Source organism: Chryseobacterium wanjuense (assembly GCF_900111495.1).
Classification (GTDB): domain Bacteria; phylum Bacteroidota; class Bacteroidia; order Flavobacteriales; family Weeksellaceae; genus Chryseobacterium; species Chryseobacterium wanjuense.
The window spans coordinates 860,133-880,078 of sequence record NZ_FOIU01000001.1 but is presented as its reverse complement, the minus strand read 5'-3'; the positions used below and the strand labels follow the sequence as shown (position 1 = coordinate 880,078).

Annotated in this window: 20 protein-coding genes; 15 read left to right on the top strand and 5 right to left on the bottom strand. The window is 34.9% G+C overall.

The features are described from left to right. Nucleotides 1–207 precede the first annotated feature (207 nt). From BMX24_RS03965 to BMX24_RS03950, 4 genes are all read right to left on the bottom strand, one after another. The gene (locus BMX24_RS03965; protein WP_089790767.1) at nt 208–858 is read right to left on the bottom strand and encodes an NUDIX hydrolase; all 651 of its coding nucleotides are present in this window, start codon (nt 856–858) and stop codon (nt 208–210) included. Nucleotides 859–924: 66 nt separating this feature from the next. Then, nucleotides 925–1,596: a DsbA family protein gene (locus BMX24_RS03960; RefSeq protein WP_089790766.1), complete on the bottom strand. Its 672-nt coding sequence runs from the start codon at nt 1,594–1,596 to the stop codon at nt 925–927. Between the two features lie 120 nt (nt 1,597–1,716). Beyond that, nucleotides 1,717–2,601 (bottom strand): helix-turn-helix transcriptional regulator, encoded by an 885-nt coding sequence (locus tag BMX24_RS03955; RefSeq protein WP_089790765.1) that lies wholly within the window; start codon nt 2,599–2,601, stop codon nt 1,717–1,719. Between the two features lie 169 nt (nt 2,602–2,770). Next, entirely contained in the window at nt 2,771–3,334 is a 564-nt protein-coding gene (locus BMX24_RS03950) for an NAD(P)H-dependent oxidoreductase (protein WP_089790764.1), read from the bottom strand. Between the two features lie 253 nt (nt 3,335–3,587). Here BMX24_RS03950 and BMX24_RS03945 point away from each other — a divergent pair, with 253 nt between their 5' ends. The 13 genes from BMX24_RS03945 to BMX24_RS03885 all read left to right on the top strand — a co-directional run bounded on the left by BMX24_RS03945 (nt 3,588) and on the right by BMX24_RS03885 (nt 15,625). After that, nucleotides 3,588–4,547: an AraC family transcriptional regulator gene (locus BMX24_RS03945; protein WP_228404670.1), complete on the top strand. Its 960-nt coding sequence runs from the start codon at nt 3,588–3,590 to the stop codon at nt 4,545–4,547. 606 nt (nt 4,548–5,153) lie between these two features. Beyond that, the gene (locus tag BMX24_RS03940; RefSeq protein ID WP_089790762.1) at nt 5,154–5,906 is read left to right on the top strand and encodes an SDR family oxidoreductase; all 753 of its coding nucleotides are present in this window, start codon (nt 5,154–5,156) and stop codon (nt 5,904–5,906) included. A gap of 100 nt (nt 5,907–6,006) precedes the next feature. After that, a complete protein-coding gene (locus BMX24_RS03935; RefSeq protein ID WP_089792728.1) occupies nt 6,007–6,330 on the top strand; it encodes a hypothetical protein in 324 nt (107 codons plus the stop codon). A 51-nt stretch (nt 6,331–6,381) separates the two neighbouring features. Next, nucleotides 6,382–7,104, top strand: a complete 723-nt coding sequence (locus BMX24_RS03930) for an SDR family oxidoreductase (protein WP_089790761.1) — start codon at nt 6,382–6,384, stop codon at nt 7,102–7,104. A 623-nt stretch (nt 7,105–7,727) separates the two neighbouring features. Beyond that, on the top strand, nt 7,728–8,054 hold the full coding sequence (locus BMX24_RS03925) for an ArsR/SmtB family transcription factor (protein WP_089790760.1): 327 nt from the start codon (nt 7,728–7,730) through the stop codon (nt 8,052–8,054). Nucleotides 8,055–8,244: 190 nt separating this feature from the next. Beyond that, on the top strand, nt 8,245–8,718 hold the full coding sequence (locus BMX24_RS03920; RefSeq protein ID WP_089790759.1) for a DUF6428 family protein: 474 nt from the start codon (nt 8,245–8,247) through the stop codon (nt 8,716–8,718). Between the two features lie 30 nt (nt 8,719–8,748). Then, on the top strand, nt 8,749–9,522 hold the full coding sequence (locus BMX24_RS03915) for a metallophosphoesterase family protein (RefSeq protein ID WP_089790758.1): 774 nt from the start codon (nt 8,749–8,751) through the stop codon (nt 9,520–9,522). Nucleotides 9,523–9,537: 15 nt separating this feature from the next. After that, the gene (locus BMX24_RS03910; protein WP_089790757.1) at nt 9,538–10,149 is read left to right on the top strand and encodes an arsenate-mycothiol transferase ArsC; all 612 of its coding nucleotides are present in this window, start codon (nt 9,538–9,540) and stop codon (nt 10,147–10,149) included. A 1-nt stretch (nt 10,150) separates the two neighbouring features. Next, nucleotides 10,151–10,642 (top strand): GNAT family N-acetyltransferase, encoded by a 492-nt coding sequence (locus tag BMX24_RS03905; RefSeq protein WP_089790756.1) that lies wholly within the window; start codon nt 10,151–10,153, stop codon nt 10,640–10,642. Nucleotides 10,643–10,648: 6 nt separating this feature from the next. Next, nucleotides 10,649–11,677 (top strand): ACR3 family arsenite efflux transporter, encoded by a 1,029-nt coding sequence (arsB, locus tag BMX24_RS03900; protein WP_089790755.1) that lies wholly within the window; start codon nt 10,649–10,651, stop codon nt 11,675–11,677. A gap of 431 nt (nt 11,678–12,108) precedes the next feature. Further along, the gene (locus BMX24_RS03895; RefSeq protein ID WP_139176722.1) at nt 12,109–12,429 is read left to right on the top strand and encodes a hypothetical protein; all 321 of its coding nucleotides are present in this window, start codon (nt 12,109–12,111) and stop codon (nt 12,427–12,429) included. Nucleotides 12,430–12,517: 88 nt separating this feature from the next. Continuing rightward, the gene (locus BMX24_RS03890) at nt 12,518–13,753 is read left to right on the top strand and encodes a cation:proton antiporter (protein ID WP_089790753.1); all 1,236 of its coding nucleotides are present in this window, start codon (nt 12,518–12,520) and stop codon (nt 13,751–13,753) included. A gap of 27 nt (nt 13,754–13,780) precedes the next feature. Then, complete coding sequence (locus tag BMX24_RS03885; protein WP_089790752.1) at nt 13,781–15,625, top strand: chloride channel protein; 1,845 nt, start codon at nt 13,781–13,783, stop codon at nt 15,623–15,625. Nucleotides 15,626–15,773: 148 nt separating this feature from the next. Here the strand turns inward: BMX24_RS03885 and BMX24_RS03880 are convergent, their stop codons facing one another. Next, nucleotides 15,774–16,529: an SDR family oxidoreductase gene (locus tag BMX24_RS03880; protein WP_089790751.1), complete on the bottom strand. Its 756-nt coding sequence runs from the start codon at nt 16,527–16,529 to the stop codon at nt 15,774–15,776. Between the two features lie 584 nt (nt 16,530–17,113). Here BMX24_RS03880 and BMX24_RS03875 point away from each other — a divergent pair. Further along, nucleotides 17,114–18,685 (top strand): tetratricopeptide repeat protein, encoded by a 1,572-nt coding sequence (locus BMX24_RS03875; RefSeq protein WP_089790750.1) that lies wholly within the window; start codon nt 17,114–17,116, stop codon nt 18,683–18,685. Nucleotides 18,686–18,830: 145 nt separating this feature from the next. Then, the gene (locus BMX24_RS03870) at nt 18,831–19,883 is read left to right on the top strand and encodes a hypothetical protein (protein WP_089790749.1); all 1,053 of its coding nucleotides are present in this window, start codon (nt 18,831–18,833) and stop codon (nt 19,881–19,883) included. Nucleotides 19,884–19,946 lie beyond the last annotated feature (63 nt).

Here is a 19,946-nt window from a genome sequence, read left to right as displayed (position 1 = left end):
TTGATTAATATTATTGTATTTAAAACAGGACAAAATTAGCTTTGTACTGAGAGAATTAATTTCATAATAAGTTCAAAAAGTATCTTTTAAAGTTCACTTTATGAATCACTTAAAATCTTTTTGAAGCTTAATTTTAGACATAAGAATTCTTCACTCTACAATTTTGCAAAGCTGATTTTTATCGAGAAAGTTTGGAAAAAGATTAGATCAATCTTTTTTAGTTGAGAGACTATTATTCAGAACATACAACAGTTCAAGAATTATTTTAGCGGTTGCGCCCCAAACTTTATGACCATTCACTTCATAATAAGGCGTTATCACCAAATCTCCCGGAATGCTGATTTCACTACAGCCTACAATATTGGGGTCTGAAAAATAATCCAGTTTTAAGTCAAAAATTTGTTGAACTTCACGGGAATCAGGTACAAAATCAGGTCGATACGGAAGATATCCAACCACAGGTAAAACATTGAAATCGCTTGGACCGATAAAAATGTCTGTTAATGTTCCTAAAACTTGAATTTCTCCCGGATTAATTCCTATTTCTTCCTGTGTTTCTCTAAGTGCAGTCTGAATCAGATTTTCATCTGAAATTTCAAACCTTCCACCCGGAAAACCAACCTCATCAGAATGAAAACCTTCGTAAGAGTTTCTTAGAATTAAAGGAAAATGAATTTCATTATCGATTGGATATAAAAGCATCAGTACCGCACTTTTGCGCGTTTCCTCAGTTGGATTCAAACCTAAATATTTTGCAGAAACAGCTTCCATAATCCGGTGAGCTTTTTTTCCGGGAAGTGCTTTCTGAAGATTTTCCTGAAGCTTTTTAATTGATGAAGAAAAACTTTGCTTTTTCATATTGCTGTTTTTAATAATTAAAATAGACTATATCCTCTATCAGTAGAATATAGCCTCAGTTTCATCTCAGCATCCGCAGGAAATATCCGAACAAAATTGTCCGCTATTAGATTCAGGAATAAGCATCGTTTTCAAACTTTCCTCAACAATATTTTTTAAACTTTCATAAGGCTGAAAACCGTGGGTAAGAACTTTTACAGCTCCGTTTTCCAATGTCAGTAAAGTAGGAAATCCTTGCACTCTCAGCTGTTTACTGAACTGAAATCCCTGAGCGGTTTTTAGCTTTATCTCTTCCGAGTGGAAACTTTCTAAAAAAACACTTTTTTCAACTCCTATTTCTTCTGCTAAATCTGCTAAAACCTCATCATTGGTAATGTCTTTTCCTTCCACATAAAATGATTTTTGCATCAGACTCAAAAACTCAAAATCTTTCTCCGGTAAAAACATCTGAACAACCACTAATGCCCGACTTGAAGGTTCTGTATCGTAATGAAAATTTTCATTAACAAATTTCATCGAATGGTCAAAATACTGACCGCTGCGAAGATTTACATTTCTCCAGTGATATTCAAGAAAATCCTTATATTCTTTTGTTACTTTTTGCTTGCTTCCAGGTGCAAACCCACCTGAAATAATCTGCAAATCTATATTGGGATAGTTTTCTTTAAGTTTCTTTACCACCGGACTGAAACCATAACACCAAGAACACATCGGGTCTGCAAAATAATACAATTTCATAATTTTAAATTTTAAATTTTAATTGTTTTAAATTTCTAAGACAAAGTTCGTTTTGTTTTGATTAAATTGATTTCTTAAAAAGTTCAAAAACTATCGTGAAAAGTTTAGAATTATTTTGTACTAAAGTTGCTGCTGCAGCTGTTTCGGTGTGTTTCTGTATTTCTGTTTAAATGATGCTATAAAATGGGCGGGAGTTTCAAACCCGACTTCATATGCTATTTCCGTAATGTTCTTTTCTGAGTTTTTTAATAATTCGTAAGACTCTTCCAATCTGCGCTGCATAATCCATCTTCCGGGATTTGTTTTGAAGGTCTGCACAAATTTTCTTTTAAAAGTTGACAGACTGCAGTTAGCAAGAAAAGCGTACTGTTCGAGAGAAATATTTTCTTTGTAATTATTCTCCATTAATATCACCAAATCAGGGTTTTGATGATTATCAAGGCTGCGTAATCGTTTTTCAAAATGATAACCATTAGGCGCGGAAATTAAAATCTGAAATAATTCCCTCATTTTAAATGGTAATAAAACTTGTAAACGTTCTTTATCCTGATTAACTTCAAAATAAGATTTAAATTGGGCAATAACCGAATTCATCAATTCATCTTCCTCCAGCAACGCAATATCAGCGTTCAGACAGTCTTCAACTTTTGTCTCAGCAGTATTTTTACAGTCGAAAATTGTATCGATTTGTGATTGGAGCCAAGCGTCGGAAAAGAAAATAATAATCGATTCATATCCTTTTTCTTCATCTTCAATTTTATCGGAAACCAGATAAGAACCTTTTTTCATAAAAAAACCGGAACCAGACGGAACAATTCTCTTCATTCCACATCCCAGGATCTCCTTTGTACCATGCATAACAATGCTAATCATATTCATATGAACACACATATTGGCTCTGATGATTTCCTGATGTGTCTGATAATGCATCACCTGAATATCTTTATTCCACGATAAAACCCTAGGATTTTCTTTGATAATTTTACTGCAATTGAGATTGTTCATTGTTCAATAATTTCTTGCTGTGACCCGTAAAATTGATAAATTTAAATTTTACAGAAAATGGACAATTTTGATTTTCTAATGGATAAAATTTTCTGCTTTGATATTAAGCCTAAAAAAAGATGCATTATCGAACATCTCTTTTTTTTACTATTTATTTGCTTGTTTTGGATTAAGCAACATTTGTATCTTTTTTATCAGAATTAAAGCGATCCAGAAAATCCAAATATAACGGTACACTTCTCTCTACCCACTCTTCCGACGGCTCAAATGTCATTCCATAGTAAGCAAAATAGGGCTGGTAATCAGCTTTTATCCAATCAAATAATGCTTCATAAGGATGTGTGAGATCTTCAAGATTAAATTTCAAGGGCGTTCCTCGTTGTAAATGCTCTTCTTTTAAGCCTAATGAAATAGCCAAAGCAACTTTCTTTCCTCCAAATTTAAAACCACTCGAGCTTCCGTATGCCCAACCGTGTGTAAGAACTTCGTCCAGCCACTTTTTTAATAATGCAGGAGCGTAATACCAATAGTATGGGAATTGGAAGATGATATGATCGTGTTCTTCAATCAGTTTTTGTTCTGCTGCAATATCAAATTTTTGATCAGGATAAACTTTGTGTAATTGATGTACGTGAAATTTCTCAGGATATTTCTCTAGTTCTGTCAGCCATCTTTTGTTGATAACTGAATTGTCCATATCAGGATGCGTGATGATAATTAATATCTTTTTCATTTTAAATTTTAGGTATTTAATTAAGTTTTGATAAGACAAAATTAGGTCAGGATTTGAGGTGATTATTTCATTAGAAGTTCATAAAGTATCGTGAAAAGTTCAGAATTATTCAAAGCATAAATTATTCTAAAAACAATCAGTAAAATGAGACAACTCACTTAGAATGGACAAATTTCATATTATAATAATTAAAATTTTCTTTGATTTTTCAATTCAGTACATTCATATATATTGTTGCCTTAAATGATTATATTTGAAAAAAGTTCTATCAAAAAACAATAATCAAGTGGCAAATTCTGAAAGGATTGAATCGAATTCACTATTTCAACTGTATCAGGCTCTTAACTTATCTGTTGAATTATTTGATTTAGCGGAAGGTTTTACAGTTTTCAATTTAAATGAGATTGGATTCGAACTTCCCTATGTATCCGATTCGTTCCGACCTAATTTTTTCTCTTTCTTATTTGTAAAGAATGGAAATGGAAAATATACTATTGATGAACAGACTTTTGAAGTTGAACCGCATTCGATTTATTTTACCAATCCAAGTAACTACCGCACATTCAGCTGGAATAAAATAGATGATGTATTATTGATTACTTTTGACGAGACTTTTTTAAAAAAATATATCGGAGAAGAAGTTTACACCGATTTTCCATTTCTGCTTACCGAAATTGTAAGACCAAAAGTTGTGACAGATACTTTTTTCAGAGAAGTGGAAGCTGTAAATTCCCTGATATTAGACGAATACAGAAAAAATACTATTTATAAATACAGAGTTATCGGTCATCTATTGGCAGTGCTTCTTTTCAAGATCAAAGAACATATCTGGACAGATTATAATCCTATATACGAAGGAAACCGCAGCTCGCAAATTATTATATCATTTAAAAGAATTTTAGAACGGCATTATCGTGATTTGAGTTCAGGCAAAATAGATGTGGTTTTCCGAGTACAGGATTATGCCACTGCCCTCAATCTTCACCCCAATTATCTGAGCAGTGTGATCAAAAGCAAAACAGGAAAAAATATTACAGCCTGGATTGCCGAGAAAACACTTACGGAAGCGAAATCTTTATTACAAAATGATGATATCCCTATTAAGGAAATCACCTACAAATTAGGATTTACCGAAACCGCCCATTTCAGTAACTTTTTTAAAAAATATGAGGGAATGTCACCAATTTCATACAGAAAATCTCATCACCCCTAATTTTTTTGCTTTATATATTTGAAAAAAATGTAGTCATATAAACTTTTGTTATTCCATATTAAAGTTCTTTAAATTTTGCAATTCTTGTTTTAATATTTACAACAATCCAAGGAAATCCTCTTTATGCCTTTGAATCAATAAATTACACTTGAATAAAATTCATTTGTTCATTCAGGAAAATAGGTATTAAAATTTCATCAGTAAAATTAAACGTACAGGCCTGACTGTCTTCTTCGAAGGATGCCCAGGTGATGAAATCTGGAGGATATTATTATCATAAAAAATCTCAAACTGTGCATCCTGATGCTGTAAACACGGACGTACAGGAAATGTTTATAGATAAATGTGCAGAAATTTCCGGAATTAAGATATCGATCAGTCTAAACGCCGGGATCCTTTAAAATTTACAACTCATGCTTTAATTTTCGCAACAATTAAGGAGGTTGGCATTTATACCTTTGACTTAAGAAAAAGAAACCAACACAAAGAAACTGGAATGCCTCCAATCAAGCCAAATGGATTTCCGGACAAAACTGGAGGAATGGCTTAATAATATAATTTATATCTAAAATACATCAGTACATCAGTAACTTAAATCTTAATACAATGAACACACTGGAAAATAAAGTAGCCTTGATCACAGGCTCAGGAAGAGGCTTGGGAAAAGCCATTGCAGAACGTTATGCCGCATTAGGTGCAAACATCGTACTGAATTATTCAAAAGATAAGTCTTCTACAGATCAAGTAGAAAGCAACATCAATGCAATGGGTGTAAAGGTAATTTCAATTCAGGCGGATGTTAGTAAAGTCGAGGACATTAAACGTTTGTTTGAAGAAGCAAAAAAAGCATTTGGTAAAATTGATATCGTAGTGGCCAACGCCGGAATAGAAATGGTAGAAACACCCGTTACAGAGTTTACCGAAGAACAGTTTGACCGTTTATTTTCAATCAATACCAAAGGAGCTTATTTCACTATGCAGCAGGCTGCCCTTACTATTGAGGACAATGGCCGTATTATTTATATTGCCTCCAGTACGACTGCTTTTCCAGTGCCTGGGATGGCGGTATATGGAGGAAGTAAAACAACACCCAGATACCTCGTTGACGTTTTATCAAAAGAAATCGGACACCGCGGGGTAACTGTCAATTCCATCATCCCTTTTGCTGTAGATCATTCAGGGATATTTACAGAGGAAGGAAGTTATCCAGATCTGAGAAAGTCACTGCTTGAAAGTTGTCCCATGGGCAGACTTGCAGAAGTGGAAGATGTTGCCAATGCTGCAGAATTTTTTGCAAGTGGTCTTTCCTCGTTCGTTAACGGCCAGCATCTGTTGGTCAATGGTGGAGCAAATCAATAAGTAAATGAAAATCCTCAGGTCTTTATTACCGGCCCTGCTCCTGTGTAGTATTCATGCATGTGGGCAGATTGGTAGTCATAATCACAAGATAATAAACAAAATGGAATACAGTAAAATTAACAACCCAAAAGTCCTTGCTGCCCTCCTAGACTGGCAAAAAGGAGATAGTGCAAAATGGCTTTCACACTTTAGTAAAAATGCCACACTTTTAGACGACGGACATCCAAGAGATTTTATAAAATTCTCAACAGAAGCAATCGGAAAAGAGCATTTTATCTCTATAGATAAGGTTGAAAACAACAGTATGGATATTTATGGAAAATTCCATAGTGATACCTGGGGTGATTTCAAAACTTACTTTAAATTTAGGATAGGTGAAGACGGAAAGTTTGACCAGTTGATGATAGGACAAGCGCACTATTAATTTTAACAGAAACAATTTCTGCAAATACAATTTAAACATAAAAATTTTAAAATGAAAACATTAAAAGACAAAAGAGTGATTATTCTTGGCGGCAGCTCAGGACTTGGATTGGCAACAGCTCAGGCAGCAGCAGCGGATGGTGCCGAAGTAATCATTGTTTCCAGCAATCAGCAGCGTATCGATAAGGCACTAGCAAGCTTACCTGAAAACAGTAAAGGATTTGCTGTGAGTTTGGATAAAGAAGAAAATATAAAGTCTTTTTTCAACAATATCGGCAACTTTGATCACCTGATCTATACTGCTGGAGAAAACATTTCCATGAGCATGGTGGATGATACGGATATAGAAAAATCCAAAGATTTCTTCACGATCCGGTTTTGGGGTGCATTTGCAGCCATTAAATATGGCCGTCCTTACATTAACGACGGCGGAAGCATTAATCTGATGAGCGGCAACTTCGGACAGCGTCCAGCGGCTGGATATAGCCTGGGGGCGACAATATGTGGGGCAATGGATGCCTTTACAAGGGCGATGGCTGTTGAGCTTGCTCCCATCAGAATTAATAACATTGCGGCAGGAGTCATAGATACCGACCTTTGGGGAAACCTAAGCAAAGACGATAAAGAAAACTTTTTTGGTCATCTGGAAAAGACCCTTCTGCTCAAAAGAGTCGGGCAGCCGATGGATGTTGCAGAAGCATTTGTATTTCTTATGAAGCAGGAATACATTACAGGACAGTCTTTGGTCATAGACGGTGGAGCTGTATTGGTTTAACAGTAAAATAGATTTAAATATTTTATTATTTAAATAATTATGGTTATTTTTTTTCTACCATATGTTAAATACGATTAATTTATAAATAAATTTACCTTACCGCTTTGCTTAGTGGTAATAGATTTTTTTGCCTCTCGCCCCTGAGAGGTAATTTTCATATATAAAAAATTAACTATCAGTTAGTTTAAAACCTCATCAATAAGCCTCTCCAAAAAGAAGCTTATTGACTTTTTTTGAATTATATGTATTCTTAATAATGTAGAACTCTCATATTCATATGCTTCGCCAAAAGGAAAATTTTATCACTTTTTACTGTTCAACAATAGTTAATGCATTATAGATTCCATTTCCTGAAAGTATCAAACTGACTCATTGTATCATCAAACACAACTGTAATCCAGGTAAACCGCCGTTTTATCCCTATTCTCTACCGCTATAATTTATGCCGCTGCGCAAGTCTATGGCTCCTCTATTACAATTCCACGGGTGAAAACGAAATACAACGTATCAAAAATACCCCTAACTCAAAACACTGGCTACCGGAAGAATAAACTTAAAAAAATTCTTTCAAATTATTTTTTTAAATAAGACTTAAATCGTAATATTGCAATATAATAATTATTATGGGAGCAACGAAGACAGATCACTTTACAGATCATCAAAACCAGATTGCGGTTATAGCAAAAGCATTAGGCCATCCTGCACGAATTGCTATTATAGAACACTTGTTGAAAGTCAACACCTGTATAACCGGAGATATTGTTAATGAGCTTCCCTTAGCACAGCCAACAGTATCCCAACATCTGAAGGAATTGAAAAATGCAGGATTGATAAAAGGAAGTATTGAAGGCAACTCTGTATGCTACTGTATTGATGAAAATACTTTCGATATATTGAGAGAATATTTCTCAAAGATAATATTCACCGTAACCAATCAAAAATGCTGTTAATAATATGGGAGCTGTTTCCATTTTATTTTCGTGATTATTGAAGAGTCGGTCATTACCAGAAGTATTTGATGACGTATATCTGCATTTGTACAAATCGTCTGTACCAGTATAAAGAAAGCTGTTTACATGTTAAAAAAAATTTGTTTAAAACTATCGCAATATTGCATTATAACTATAAAAATATAAGACAATGAAATTATCAGAAATCAAAGGAATCCTTCCAACATTAGAAAATGTTGAATTTCAATTAGAAAACGGAACATTAGTACCGGAACACTTTCACCTTACCGAAGTCGGACAGATCAATAAAAAATTCATCGACTGTGGTGGAGTAATCCGTGATGAGAAGGCTGTGAACTTTCAGCTATGGAATGCTGATGATTATGAACACCGTTTAAAGCCTGGAAAACTACTGCATATTATCAGTCTTTCTGAAGAAAAATTAGGCATTGAAGATGCTGAGATCGAAGTAGAATATCAAAGTGACACGATAGGCAAATATGATTTAGAATTTAATGGAAAAGTTTTTATTCTAAAAAGTAAAAGAACGGCATGCCTTGCTCAGGATGCCTGCGGGATACCTTCTGAAAAACAGAAGAAAAACCTTTCCGAACTGGCTGGAAATCAAAATACATCGTGTACTCCTGGAGGAGGCTGCTGTTAATCCTTTTAGCAAAATCAACAAAAACAGACTATGAAAATTGCATTATTCAGTGATATACACGCTAATTTACCTGCTTTGGAAGCTTTCTTTGAAGATATTGAGAAAAGAAATCCGGATAGTATCTATTGTTTAGGAGACCTGGTAGGCTACAATATTTGGCCGAATGAAGTCGTCAATGAAATCAGAAAAAGAAAAATTCCAACGATTGCCGGAAACTATGATTTTGGCATCGGACGTATGAGTAATGACTGCGGCTGTGCGTACAAAACGGATAGTGAAAAAGACAATGGCAATATTTCCATTTCGTTCACCAATGCTATGATGAAGAACGACGAACGTGCCTATTTGCGGACACTTCCGGCGCACATCAAAGTTGAGTTTCAGTTAAATGAAGACAAACTCAATTTGCTACTGGCTCATGGCAGTCCCAGGAAAATAAATGAGTATCTTTTTGAAGACCGGGAGGAAAAAAGCACGCTCAGGATTATGGAGCAGGCAGACGCCGATATCATGTGTTTCGGACATACGCACAAACCTTACCACAGAATTCTAAATTCGGGCACTGAAGATCTTCCTTATTATCGTCATGCCATCAATATAGGTTCTGTCGGAAAGCCTAAGGATAATGATGTGCGGGGCGGATATGTCATGCTCACCATCAATGAAAATAGTTCTGTATTGAGCAAAGATAGTATCGGTGTGGAATTCATACGGTTTGACTATGACTTTGAAAAAGCAGCAAAGGCAGTAGAAGATAGTCCCCTGCCCAACGAATATGCAGAAAATTTAAGAAAAGGCTATTAATTTTAATCAGTAAAAATGAATCAGAATATTCTAAAAACAATTGAATCCATTTCAATAGACACTGTTTCCGAGGAAAGAAAAACAGTTTTACAGCCATTAACAGATTATATCCAAAAGAAAATAGACGCGGGTCACACCATCAGGTTAAATTTCATCTGTACCCATAACAGCCGGAGAAGCCATTTATCCCAGATCTGGGCTCAGACCATGGCTTATCATTTTGGGATTACCAATGTGTTTTGCTATTCAGGAGGGACTGAAGCAACGGCAATGTTCCCAAAGGTGGCTGAAACATTGGGTACTCAGGGGTTTACGATTCAAAAGCTCAGCGAGGCAGAAAATCCTGTCTATGCAGTGAAATATGCTGAAAATGAAGCTCCGGTGATCTGTTTTTCAAAAGAATACAGCAACGAATTTAATCCTAGAAATAAATTTGGAGCTATCATGACCTGTAACAACGCTGATGAAGGCTGTCCATTGGTAATCGGTGCAGAAGCTAGATTTCCAATAACATACGATGATCCAAAAGCTTCTGATAATACGCCACAGCAAACGCAGGTATATACAGAAAGGAGTCTGCAGATCGCTACAGAAATGTTCTATATTTTTTCACAAATAAGCAAATAGAATGGAAATAACGGCAATTGTAAAAGAGCATTATCCAAATATCTCAAGAATATATAAAGAAGGTATTGAAACGGGACATGCCACTTTTGAAACAACAGTTCCAGAATGGGAAGACTGGGACAAAAGTAAATTAAAACACAGCCGGCTGGCTGCCATCGTTGATGATACTGTTGTCGGATGGGCTGCACTTTCTCCAGTAAGTAACCGTTGTGTATATGAAGGCGTTGCGGAAGTCAGCATTTATATTTCCAATATGCACAAAGGAAAAGGAATCGGAACAGCCTTGATATCAAAGCTGATCGACGATAGTGAAGCTAATGGAATCTGGACGCTACAGAGTGGAATGTTTCCTGAAAATGAAGCCACTGTAGCACTTCATCAACGCTTTGATTTCAGACTCGTTGGTTACCGTGAGAAAATAGGCAAGCTTGGAAATACCTGGCGCGACACGATTATCATGGAAAGAAGAAGTAAAACAATAGGAATAAATTAAAACAGTATGCAGCCAAAATTAAAATTTCTCGACAGATACCTGACTTTATGGATATTCCTTGCGATGGCGATCGGCGTGGGCTTAGGATTTTTATTTCCGGGTATTTCAAAAATCACAGATTCTTTATCTGTAGGTACAACCAATATTCCTTTAGCAATAGGTCTGATCTTAATGATGTATCCTCCCTTGGCTAAGGTAGATTACTCCTTATTACCGACTGCATTTAAAGATAAGAAGGTAATCAGTATATCCCTTTTGTTGAATTGGGTAATAGGACCTGTCTTAATGTTTGTTCTTGCCATTTTGTTTTTGAGAAATGAACCAAACTATATGATTGGGCTAATTCTTATCGGTCTGGCAAGATGTATTGCTATGGTGATTGTATGGAACGACCTTGCCAAAGGAAACAGAGAATATGCCGCTTTATTAGTTGCATTAAACAGTATCTTCCAGGTATTTACCTATAGTTTTTTTGTCTGGTTATTCATCAATGTGCTACCGGGTAAATTAGGTCTTGCCAACTTCAATGTAAGTGTTTCGATGAAGGATGTTACAGAAAGTGTATTGATCTATTTAGGAATTCCTTTCTTAGCGGGTTTTCTAAGCCGATACTTCTTAGTTAAATTAAAAGGTATTGAATGGTATAATAGAAAATTTGTACCCAGAATATCACCGATAACACTGTATGCTTTGCTATTCACGATTGTCTTAATGTTCAGCCTTAAAGGTGAAAAGATCGTGGAACTGCCAATGGATGTCATAAAAGTAGCGATACCTCTCGTAGTCTATTTTGTAATAATGTTCTTTGTTAGTTTCTTTATCAACAAATCGTTGAAAGTACCCTATGATAAAAATGCTTCAATAGCCTTTACAGCCACAGGAAACAATTTTGAACTGGCAATCGCAGTAGCCATCGCAGTGTTCGGTATCAACTCTCCGCAGGCTTTTGTTGGGGTTATCGGTCCCTTGGTGGAAGTACCGGTATTAATACTATTGGTAAGAGCCAGTTTGTGGATGAAGAAAAGATATTATTAATTTTAAGAACCAAATATAAAAAAGAAGAAAACCCTCCGAATGATCAGAGGGTTCATTTATTGATTCTTTAATAATCTAAGGGTGTCATCAATTTATTCTTTACGAACCAGTTTTTTTAATCATCTCAAAAAAATTCCTTTCGGTTTTTCCACATTACCTATATTTCATTTTGTATTCTTCAGTCATTATTGATAAAATCTTTCAATTGTGCTTTATCAAAAAGTTGAAGCTGGTATTCACAAAAAAATCATATCTCTGTCTGCAATAGTGTATGGATAGTATTATTTATAAAGGATAGAAGGTTTTTTAAGATACAATGGCAGGCTGTAACCTATATTGTCACTGGTCGGTTACGGTGATTTTGGAGCGATTACGGAAAGCCGTAATGGTTTGGGAAAGAGGGTTGGTATCTTTAGATTAAATGATTTATTATGAAAAAAATATATTTTTTGTCGGTTATGTTTTTAGTGTTATCATGCACCGGTACGACACGTAATACCTTACAATTTACCAAACAGGATTATCCGGGAGAGTGGCCATTTGCGGTGGATGAAATGGAAGTCTATTGTTCCGGTTATTCTGAGATCTATGGTAAAGCCAGTAATGGGAAGGTCTATGCGCTGAACGGATCGGCTAAAGGAGTTTCATATCATGATCCTTCGGTCAGTAAAATAAAAAATTTCGATACGAAAACAAAAGCTTTAGATTATGCAAAAGAATACATAATAGATGTAATAAATTTGAATCCATAATTTTAAATGATTTTAATGAGAGTCCGAGAATATAAAGCATTCATTTACCCTAACATTTAGTATTTTTGTAACTCTTAAAAACATATCCATGGAATTATTTTTAATCTTCTCTATTCTCATTACACTCGCAGCATTTTTTTCTTTCATCAATATAAAGTTTTTAAAACTTCCTTCCGGAATCAGCCTGATGCTTATGGGAGTCTTAGTTGCTACCGGAGTCATTGTTACAGGCTATTTTTCAGTAGGATTTACAGAAATGATAAGAGAAAAATTGTCTTTGATTGATTTTTCTGAGTTTTTACTGGGTATTCTCTTAAGTTTTCTTTTATTTGCAGGCTCAATGCATGTTTCCATTCCTGACTTAAAAAAATCAGCTAAAAGCATCATTAGTTTTGCCACCATTGGAACATTAATTTCTACTGTAGTGGTGGGTTACAGTTTATTTTACCTGCTCTCTGCCTTTAACCAACCTATTCCATTGATCTATTGTCTTTTATTTGGAGCTTTGATCTCACCTACTGATCCAATAGCGGTTATGGGAATTTTGAAAAAAACCAATTTATCCAAAAACATAGAGACTAATATTGTTGGAGAATCCCTTTTTAATGATGGTATAGGAGTAGTAATATTTGCAACCATTTTAAAAATAGCCAGCGATGGAGCAGAAAACTTTGGAATTGCTGATATTGGAATACTTTTTATCCAAGAAGCCGTAGGCGGTATTTTCATGGGGCTTATTATAGGTTTCATAGGGTATAAACTAATGAAATCCATAGATCATTTTCAAACTGAAATTTTAATTTCTCTGGCAATGGTTATGGGAGGCTACAGCCTTTGCCACTCTATTCATGTTTCAGGTCCCTTGGCTATGGTAGTAGCAGGTTTAATGACCGGAAACAGAGGAAAAGAACTCGCTATGAGTGATATTACCAAAGATTATCTGGGAAAATTCTGGGAAGTAACGGATGAGATACTTAATGCTGTTTTATTTATGCTGATAGGGCTTGAAATCGTAATCGTCTCTTTCGACTTAAGCTATCTTACCATAGGAATTATTACCGCATTAATCATTATAATTGCGCGTTTTGTATCCCTGTATATTCCTGCTGTTTTATTCAGATTTAAAAAAGTCTTCGGAACAAAATCTCTGTTCATTATGACATGGGGAGGACTCAGGGGTGGAATATCTATAGCTTTAGCCTTATCTTTGCCACAAAATCCCTATAAAAATATTCTGGTATCCATTACCTTTGTGATTGTAATTTTCTCAATCCTTATTCAGGGAATTACTGTGGAAAAAGTGATTAAAAGATTAACCCCTTAATATATACCGTCAGGTAAAACAATTTCAATGAATCTTCATAACAGAAAAAAATACCTAAGCTTTCTCAAATTTAAAAGAGACTTTCAGAAATACGGGCTTGAAAAAGCCCGAAGTTATGAACTTGTTCTTCACTGGCTCCATAACAGACTCAGCAGAAGTCAGTTTCTTTTATTATCGGGGATTGTTGTGGGATGTTCTGCCGGTTTAGCTGGAGTCATACTAAAAACGTTAGTTCATAATATCCATCACTTTATATCCAGTAAAGTTCATTTTGAATACCAGATGCTGTTCTATTTAGTGTTTCCTTTCTTAGGAATCGTCTTAACCTCTATTGTCGTTATCACCATATTTAAAGGTCAGGATAGAAAAGGTATTGGTGCCATACTTTATGAAATTGCCCAAAACTCCAGTATTGTATCGTCTGTAAAAATGTATTCCCAAATTGTACAAAGTGCTATTACAGTCGGATTAGGTGGGTCTGCGGGTTTAGAGAGCCCCATTGCTGTAACAGGTGCTGCTATCGGTTCAAACTATGCCCAAACCTATAGACTTGGGTACAAAGAAAGAACTTTATTATTGGCAGCAGGAGCCACAGCGGGAATCGCTTCTGCATTCAATGCCCCGATTGCAGGAATTATGTTTGCCTTTGAAATTTTATTAACAGGGGTTGTCTTTACAGACTTCATTCCACTGGTTGTGGCAGCTGTATGCGGCAGCCTTCTGTCAAGAATCTTACTTCAGGAAGACATCCTGTTTAGATTTTATACCAGGGAATCATTTAATTATAAAAACGTACCCTATTATCTTATCTTGGGAATTGTAACCGGCTTATATGCCCGCTATTTTGTTATTATTTCTCAAAAAGTAGAACATTTTCTCAAAAAGCTTTCCCTGACACGTCTTCGGAAAGCGATGCTTGGTGGTGCAGTGTTGTCATTTCTATGCGTTTTGTTTCCTCCTCTATTTGGAGAAGGATATGATACAATAAAAGCATTTACCAATGGTAATACCCAACGAATCATTGAGAACAGCTTTTTCAGGTATTTTGAAATCAGGGAATGGACTATAATCCTTTATCTGCTATTGGTCTGCTTATTAAAAGCATTCGCCACATCTTTTACTATTTTCAGTGGAGGGAACGGAGGTAATTTTGCACCTTCTCTTTTTGCGGGGGGAACTGTAGGATATTTATTTGCATTGATATGCCAACAAATCGGATTTACCGAAGTACCGGTCACCAACCTTGTCCTTGTAGGAATGGCTGGTGCAATGAGCGGAGTTTTATATGCCCCTCTTACAGCTATATTTCTAATTGCAGAATCAAGTTTCGGATATGATTTATTCATTCCTTTGATGATCGCTTCTGTCATATCCTATCTCATTGCCAAATGGTTCTCTCCCATATCTCCTGAGCTTCAGTCAATGGCCGACCAGGGTAAGATTTTTACCGATAAACACGACAGAAATCTTCTTTCTGCACTCCATAGTGAGGACTTTATAGATTATAATTCTCAGACTATTAATGAAAATATATCGGTAAGTGAAATGTTCGAACTCTTCAAAAAAAGCAATAAGAATATATTTGCAGTGGTAGATGACAAAAGAGCCTTAAGAGGAATGTTTTCTATAGATGATATCAGGCCTTACCTGTTTGGGGATCATGATGTCCCTAAAAATATTATACAAATTATGAAAGCTCCGCCAGCTGTTTTTCATAAAGAAGATAAACCTTTGGAAATCCTTCAGGTCTTTGATGATACAGGAGTTTGGAATTTACCTGTAGTAGACGAAGAAAACAGATTTGTAGGATTTATATCCAAGTCCTCTATTCTGATGGGATACAGACAATTGTTAAAAGAATACTCAGAATAGTATTTTTTTTTAAAGGCAAATATATCGTCACCTTAGGTTATTAGCTTCCACTAATTACATTATTTTGTTCGCTCATTATTTTAAGAAGATTATATATTGTAGATGGAAAAACCAGCTGTTAAATAAATAACAACTGGTTTTTAATGAATTATCTAGTAGTGTATCCCCCGTTTGCAAAAATGGTCTGCCCGGTAATCCACCATCCATCAGTTACCAGAAACTCAACTAATGGAGCGATATCTTTGATGTTAGTAAGACCTCCTAAAGCTGAAGCTGATTTGTGATATGCAACTGCATCTGCACTTTCCTGCCCGTAGAAAAAGGGGGTATCCATTGGCCCCGGAGCAACTGCCGTTACAGAAATTCCTCTAGAACCAAATTCTTTAGAAGCAGCTCTTGTAAAGTGCTCTACAGGAGCTTTTGCACCAGCATAAGTAGAATATAATCCAGTGTAAGCGGCTAATAAAGAAGTTACAATGGTACAAATCTTACCATTATCATTCAGTTTCTTACCAGCTTCCTGCAAAAAGAAATAAGCTGACTTTGAGTTGATACCAAACATTAAATCATATTCTTCTTCAGTAGTTTCTGTAAATGGTTTTTTAAGTACCATTCCTACAGTATTGATAGCAATATCAACACCTCCGAATTTGGCAATCGTTTCATCAAAAAAACGAGTAATGTTTTCCACTTTTGTTAAATCTCCCTGAAACAAAAATGCTTCAGCTCCCAAGGCTTGTACTTCTGCCAAAGTTTTTTCGCTTTCAGCTTTAGAACTTTCGCTGTTGTAATGTATTGCTAATTTTGCTCCCTTTGCTGCAAAATCTTTACTTAGTAATCCGCCAAGATTCTTACCACCCCCGGCAATTAAAACTATTTTTCCTTTAACATCGTGTGTTGACATTGTTTTTATATTTTAAATATTATCACACAAAAATCAACAATCAAATTCATATTTATATAGTGAACTTTTCGGAAGGCGTGAGAATTTCGGAATTTCTTTTGTCTTTTTTTTTAAAAAATTTTTAAAAACCTGTGAGAAGTTTATTATTCCATTTTCAATATTCAATTCCTTTACCCTCATTTTAGTAATACCTTAATCCCGGTCTACCAAAGCGCTATTAATAATGGCAACTATATTTGGATATATCGAACCAAAAAATAAAACTTTATTTGTTTTATAACATATCCAGTTTAATTGTATAAGGGTGCAGAATTGATCTAGTACATTCAAATATAATATATCGTTAATTATTTTATAAGATTTAATTTGATAACATTAAAAAATTTAATTTTGCAAAAAATTAATAACGTATTACGATGAGTAATGATAAAATAGTCTAGACACATAGAATTTAATCCACTTCCTTAATTCATAATTTACTTACTTATTACCCAAGATGATTAAGTTTTACATCACCTCCGCCCGTCTATAGAGATCACATTACTAATAATATTGCTTATTAATATTGCTACATAAACCTAACTATGAAAAAAAGATTTTTCCTTTCACTTCTCATTGCCTGTATATCCGCTAACGCACAAGATTTAACAAGCTATAACAAATTATACACTAAAACCTATTTAGAAACAGCTCCCAAAGATTTTAATAAAGCCCTCTCTATTGCCGATTCTCTATATAAAACTTCTCAAACACCCTATTTTCAAGCGAAAAGTTTAATGCTTACCGCCTCTTTGTACAGGCAGTCTGGAGATGTGAAAAAATCTGTATTATACGCTGAAAGATCAGCATTAATTGTGGATGGAACAGACGATTCAAATTGGAAATGCAGAATTTATCTTTTTTTAGCCTCTCAATATCGGATTTTAGAATTGTATAATCAGTCTAAAAAATATTCCGAAAAAGGACTTGAAATCAGTAAAACAATCAGTGATACATTAATTGCTCATAATATTCAGGGAATGGCCTTGCAGGAAATGGCTTATTACGAAATCGATCGTAAAAAATATAAGAAATCCATCCAATATATTCAGCGTTCTCAGGCTCATTTCAACAATATAAAAAAAGACAAAGATTTCTTTACATCGACTAATGAACAGCTTTTGGGATTAAGCTATTATCATCTTAAAAACATTGAAACTTCTTTATTTCATTATGAAAAGGCTTTAAATTTAGTTAAAGATGTTCCCGAAAATCAACTTACAGGATATATTTACAATGGTTTAGCAAACGTATATTTAGAAAAAAACGATTTGATAAAGGCAAAGAAATACCTTGATCTTGCACAAAAAGTAGCTGATAAAGCAGAGCATCTGGAACTTAAGAAGGAAGTCTATAGTACAGTTGAGCAATATTATATTAAAACTAAAGATATTGAAAAGCTAAAGGATTTAGGCCTGAAAAAAGATACATTAGACAGGAAAATAACATCAAAAACACGACAGTTTATTGATGAATCTTATACTAATCTCGACAAAAAAATAATAAAGGCAGAGAAGAAAAGTACCCAGAAAAATTATCTTATAATCATTACGGGACTTCTGGTTATTCTTATCCTTGCATTGTATATAAGATCTAAAATACAACAAAGGAAAAATATTGAAAAATTTAAGGAAATATTAAGGAGATCCAATGAAAAGCCTAAACTGGCTGAGCCTATTGTCGTAAAAGAAGTCAAAATAGAGGATACCGACATTGAAAGTAGCGAAGCTACGGTGTTAATGACCTCCGAAACAGAAGAAAAGCTGCTCGCAAAATTGAATAAATTTGAGAAATCGAATCTATTCAACAATAAAAATATTTCCCTCCCCTTTTTAGCCGGGCGCTTTGAAACCAATACCAAATACCTTTCTTATGTGATCAATACCCATAAAGAGAAAGATTTTAATAATTATATCAATGAATTAAGGATTAATTACATCATTGAAAAGCTCAAAAATGAGCCACAGTACCGAAACTATAAAATGGCTTCCTTAGCTGAAGAAATTGGGTTTTCTTCTCACAGCAAATTCAGTAAAGTATTTAAAAAAGTAACTTCTTTATCTCCGTCTTTGTTTATTAAATATCTGCAGGATGAAACTCAAAGTAAAAAAGATTAAATAATTATTAATCAAAACATTACAACTCATATAAGCCTTGTTTTTTTCAGGAAAAAGACAAGGCTTTTTCTTTTATTCTACCAATTGGTATGGTACTTTTGTCAGACAATTAGCAAATAAATTATTCTAATTATTAACTGAAATAATGAAAAAACTACTATTGCCTTTTTTAATTCCTTGCGGAGTTTTTGCTCAAGTTGGTATTAATACTCCCACCCCTTCTGCCACTTTTGATGTAGCTGCAAAAAATGCCACCGGAACAACAACAGCAGTAGACGGAATATTAATTCCAAGGGTCGACAGGCAGAGAGCTCAGAATATGACCGGCATTACACCCTCAACTCTTATTTTCGTTAATGATATAACAACCGGAACACAAACCGGTAGCGCGATAAATATTGATAATCCCGGCTTTTATTTTTTCAATGGAACAGACTGGGTGAAGCTTAATACCAATATTTATAATTCAGACGGAACTCTCACAGGAAACAGAACGGTGACACAGGCGGGAAATACCCTCGCTTTTAATGGTACAGCTACGAATGCCTTTTCTGTTAATGGAACTACTTTTTCTGTAGATGCCGCCAATAACAGAGTGGGAATAGGAACCGACACTCCTACCGCAAAAATGGAAATTGCATCGGGTACAGATGGATCTTCAGGATTAAAATTTTCTAATATCAATAATACAACCCCGCCTGTATCAAATACTTCTCCTCTGGGAATTGATGCCAATGGTAATGTTGTGGTACAGAGTTCTCTAACAACGTCATTCAGGTCATTTAATATTAATGCAAGCACTCCTACAAGTTCTTCTGTGGCTATAGGATCTTTAGAATTTCGATATCCATCTACAACCTGTACCAATACAGATTCTTATGTACAAGTAAGAACAACAACAGGAACCAACAATACCGGTATTATCCACGGAATTTACAGAACGGCACAAAATGGTTCCGGCTTTATCAATAGTGTTCCCTTAACCATAACTCCGACATTTGCAAACATAGGGGCCGGGATACCGGCAAATGCAAATCCAGCCCTGATCCCGATTAATTGCGGGCAGGATGGCCATGCACAGTTTACATTTTTTTCTTATATAGATAAAACATTCTATAGAGTAAGTTTTCATATAGCAGATGGCGACAGTCTTGGTTTTGGAGCACTAGGATATATTTTCGTAGAATTTCAGAGGTGATGCATCATCATCCTTAATCCATATAAAAAACAACACAACTGAAAAATTAAACTCAATTTTAAT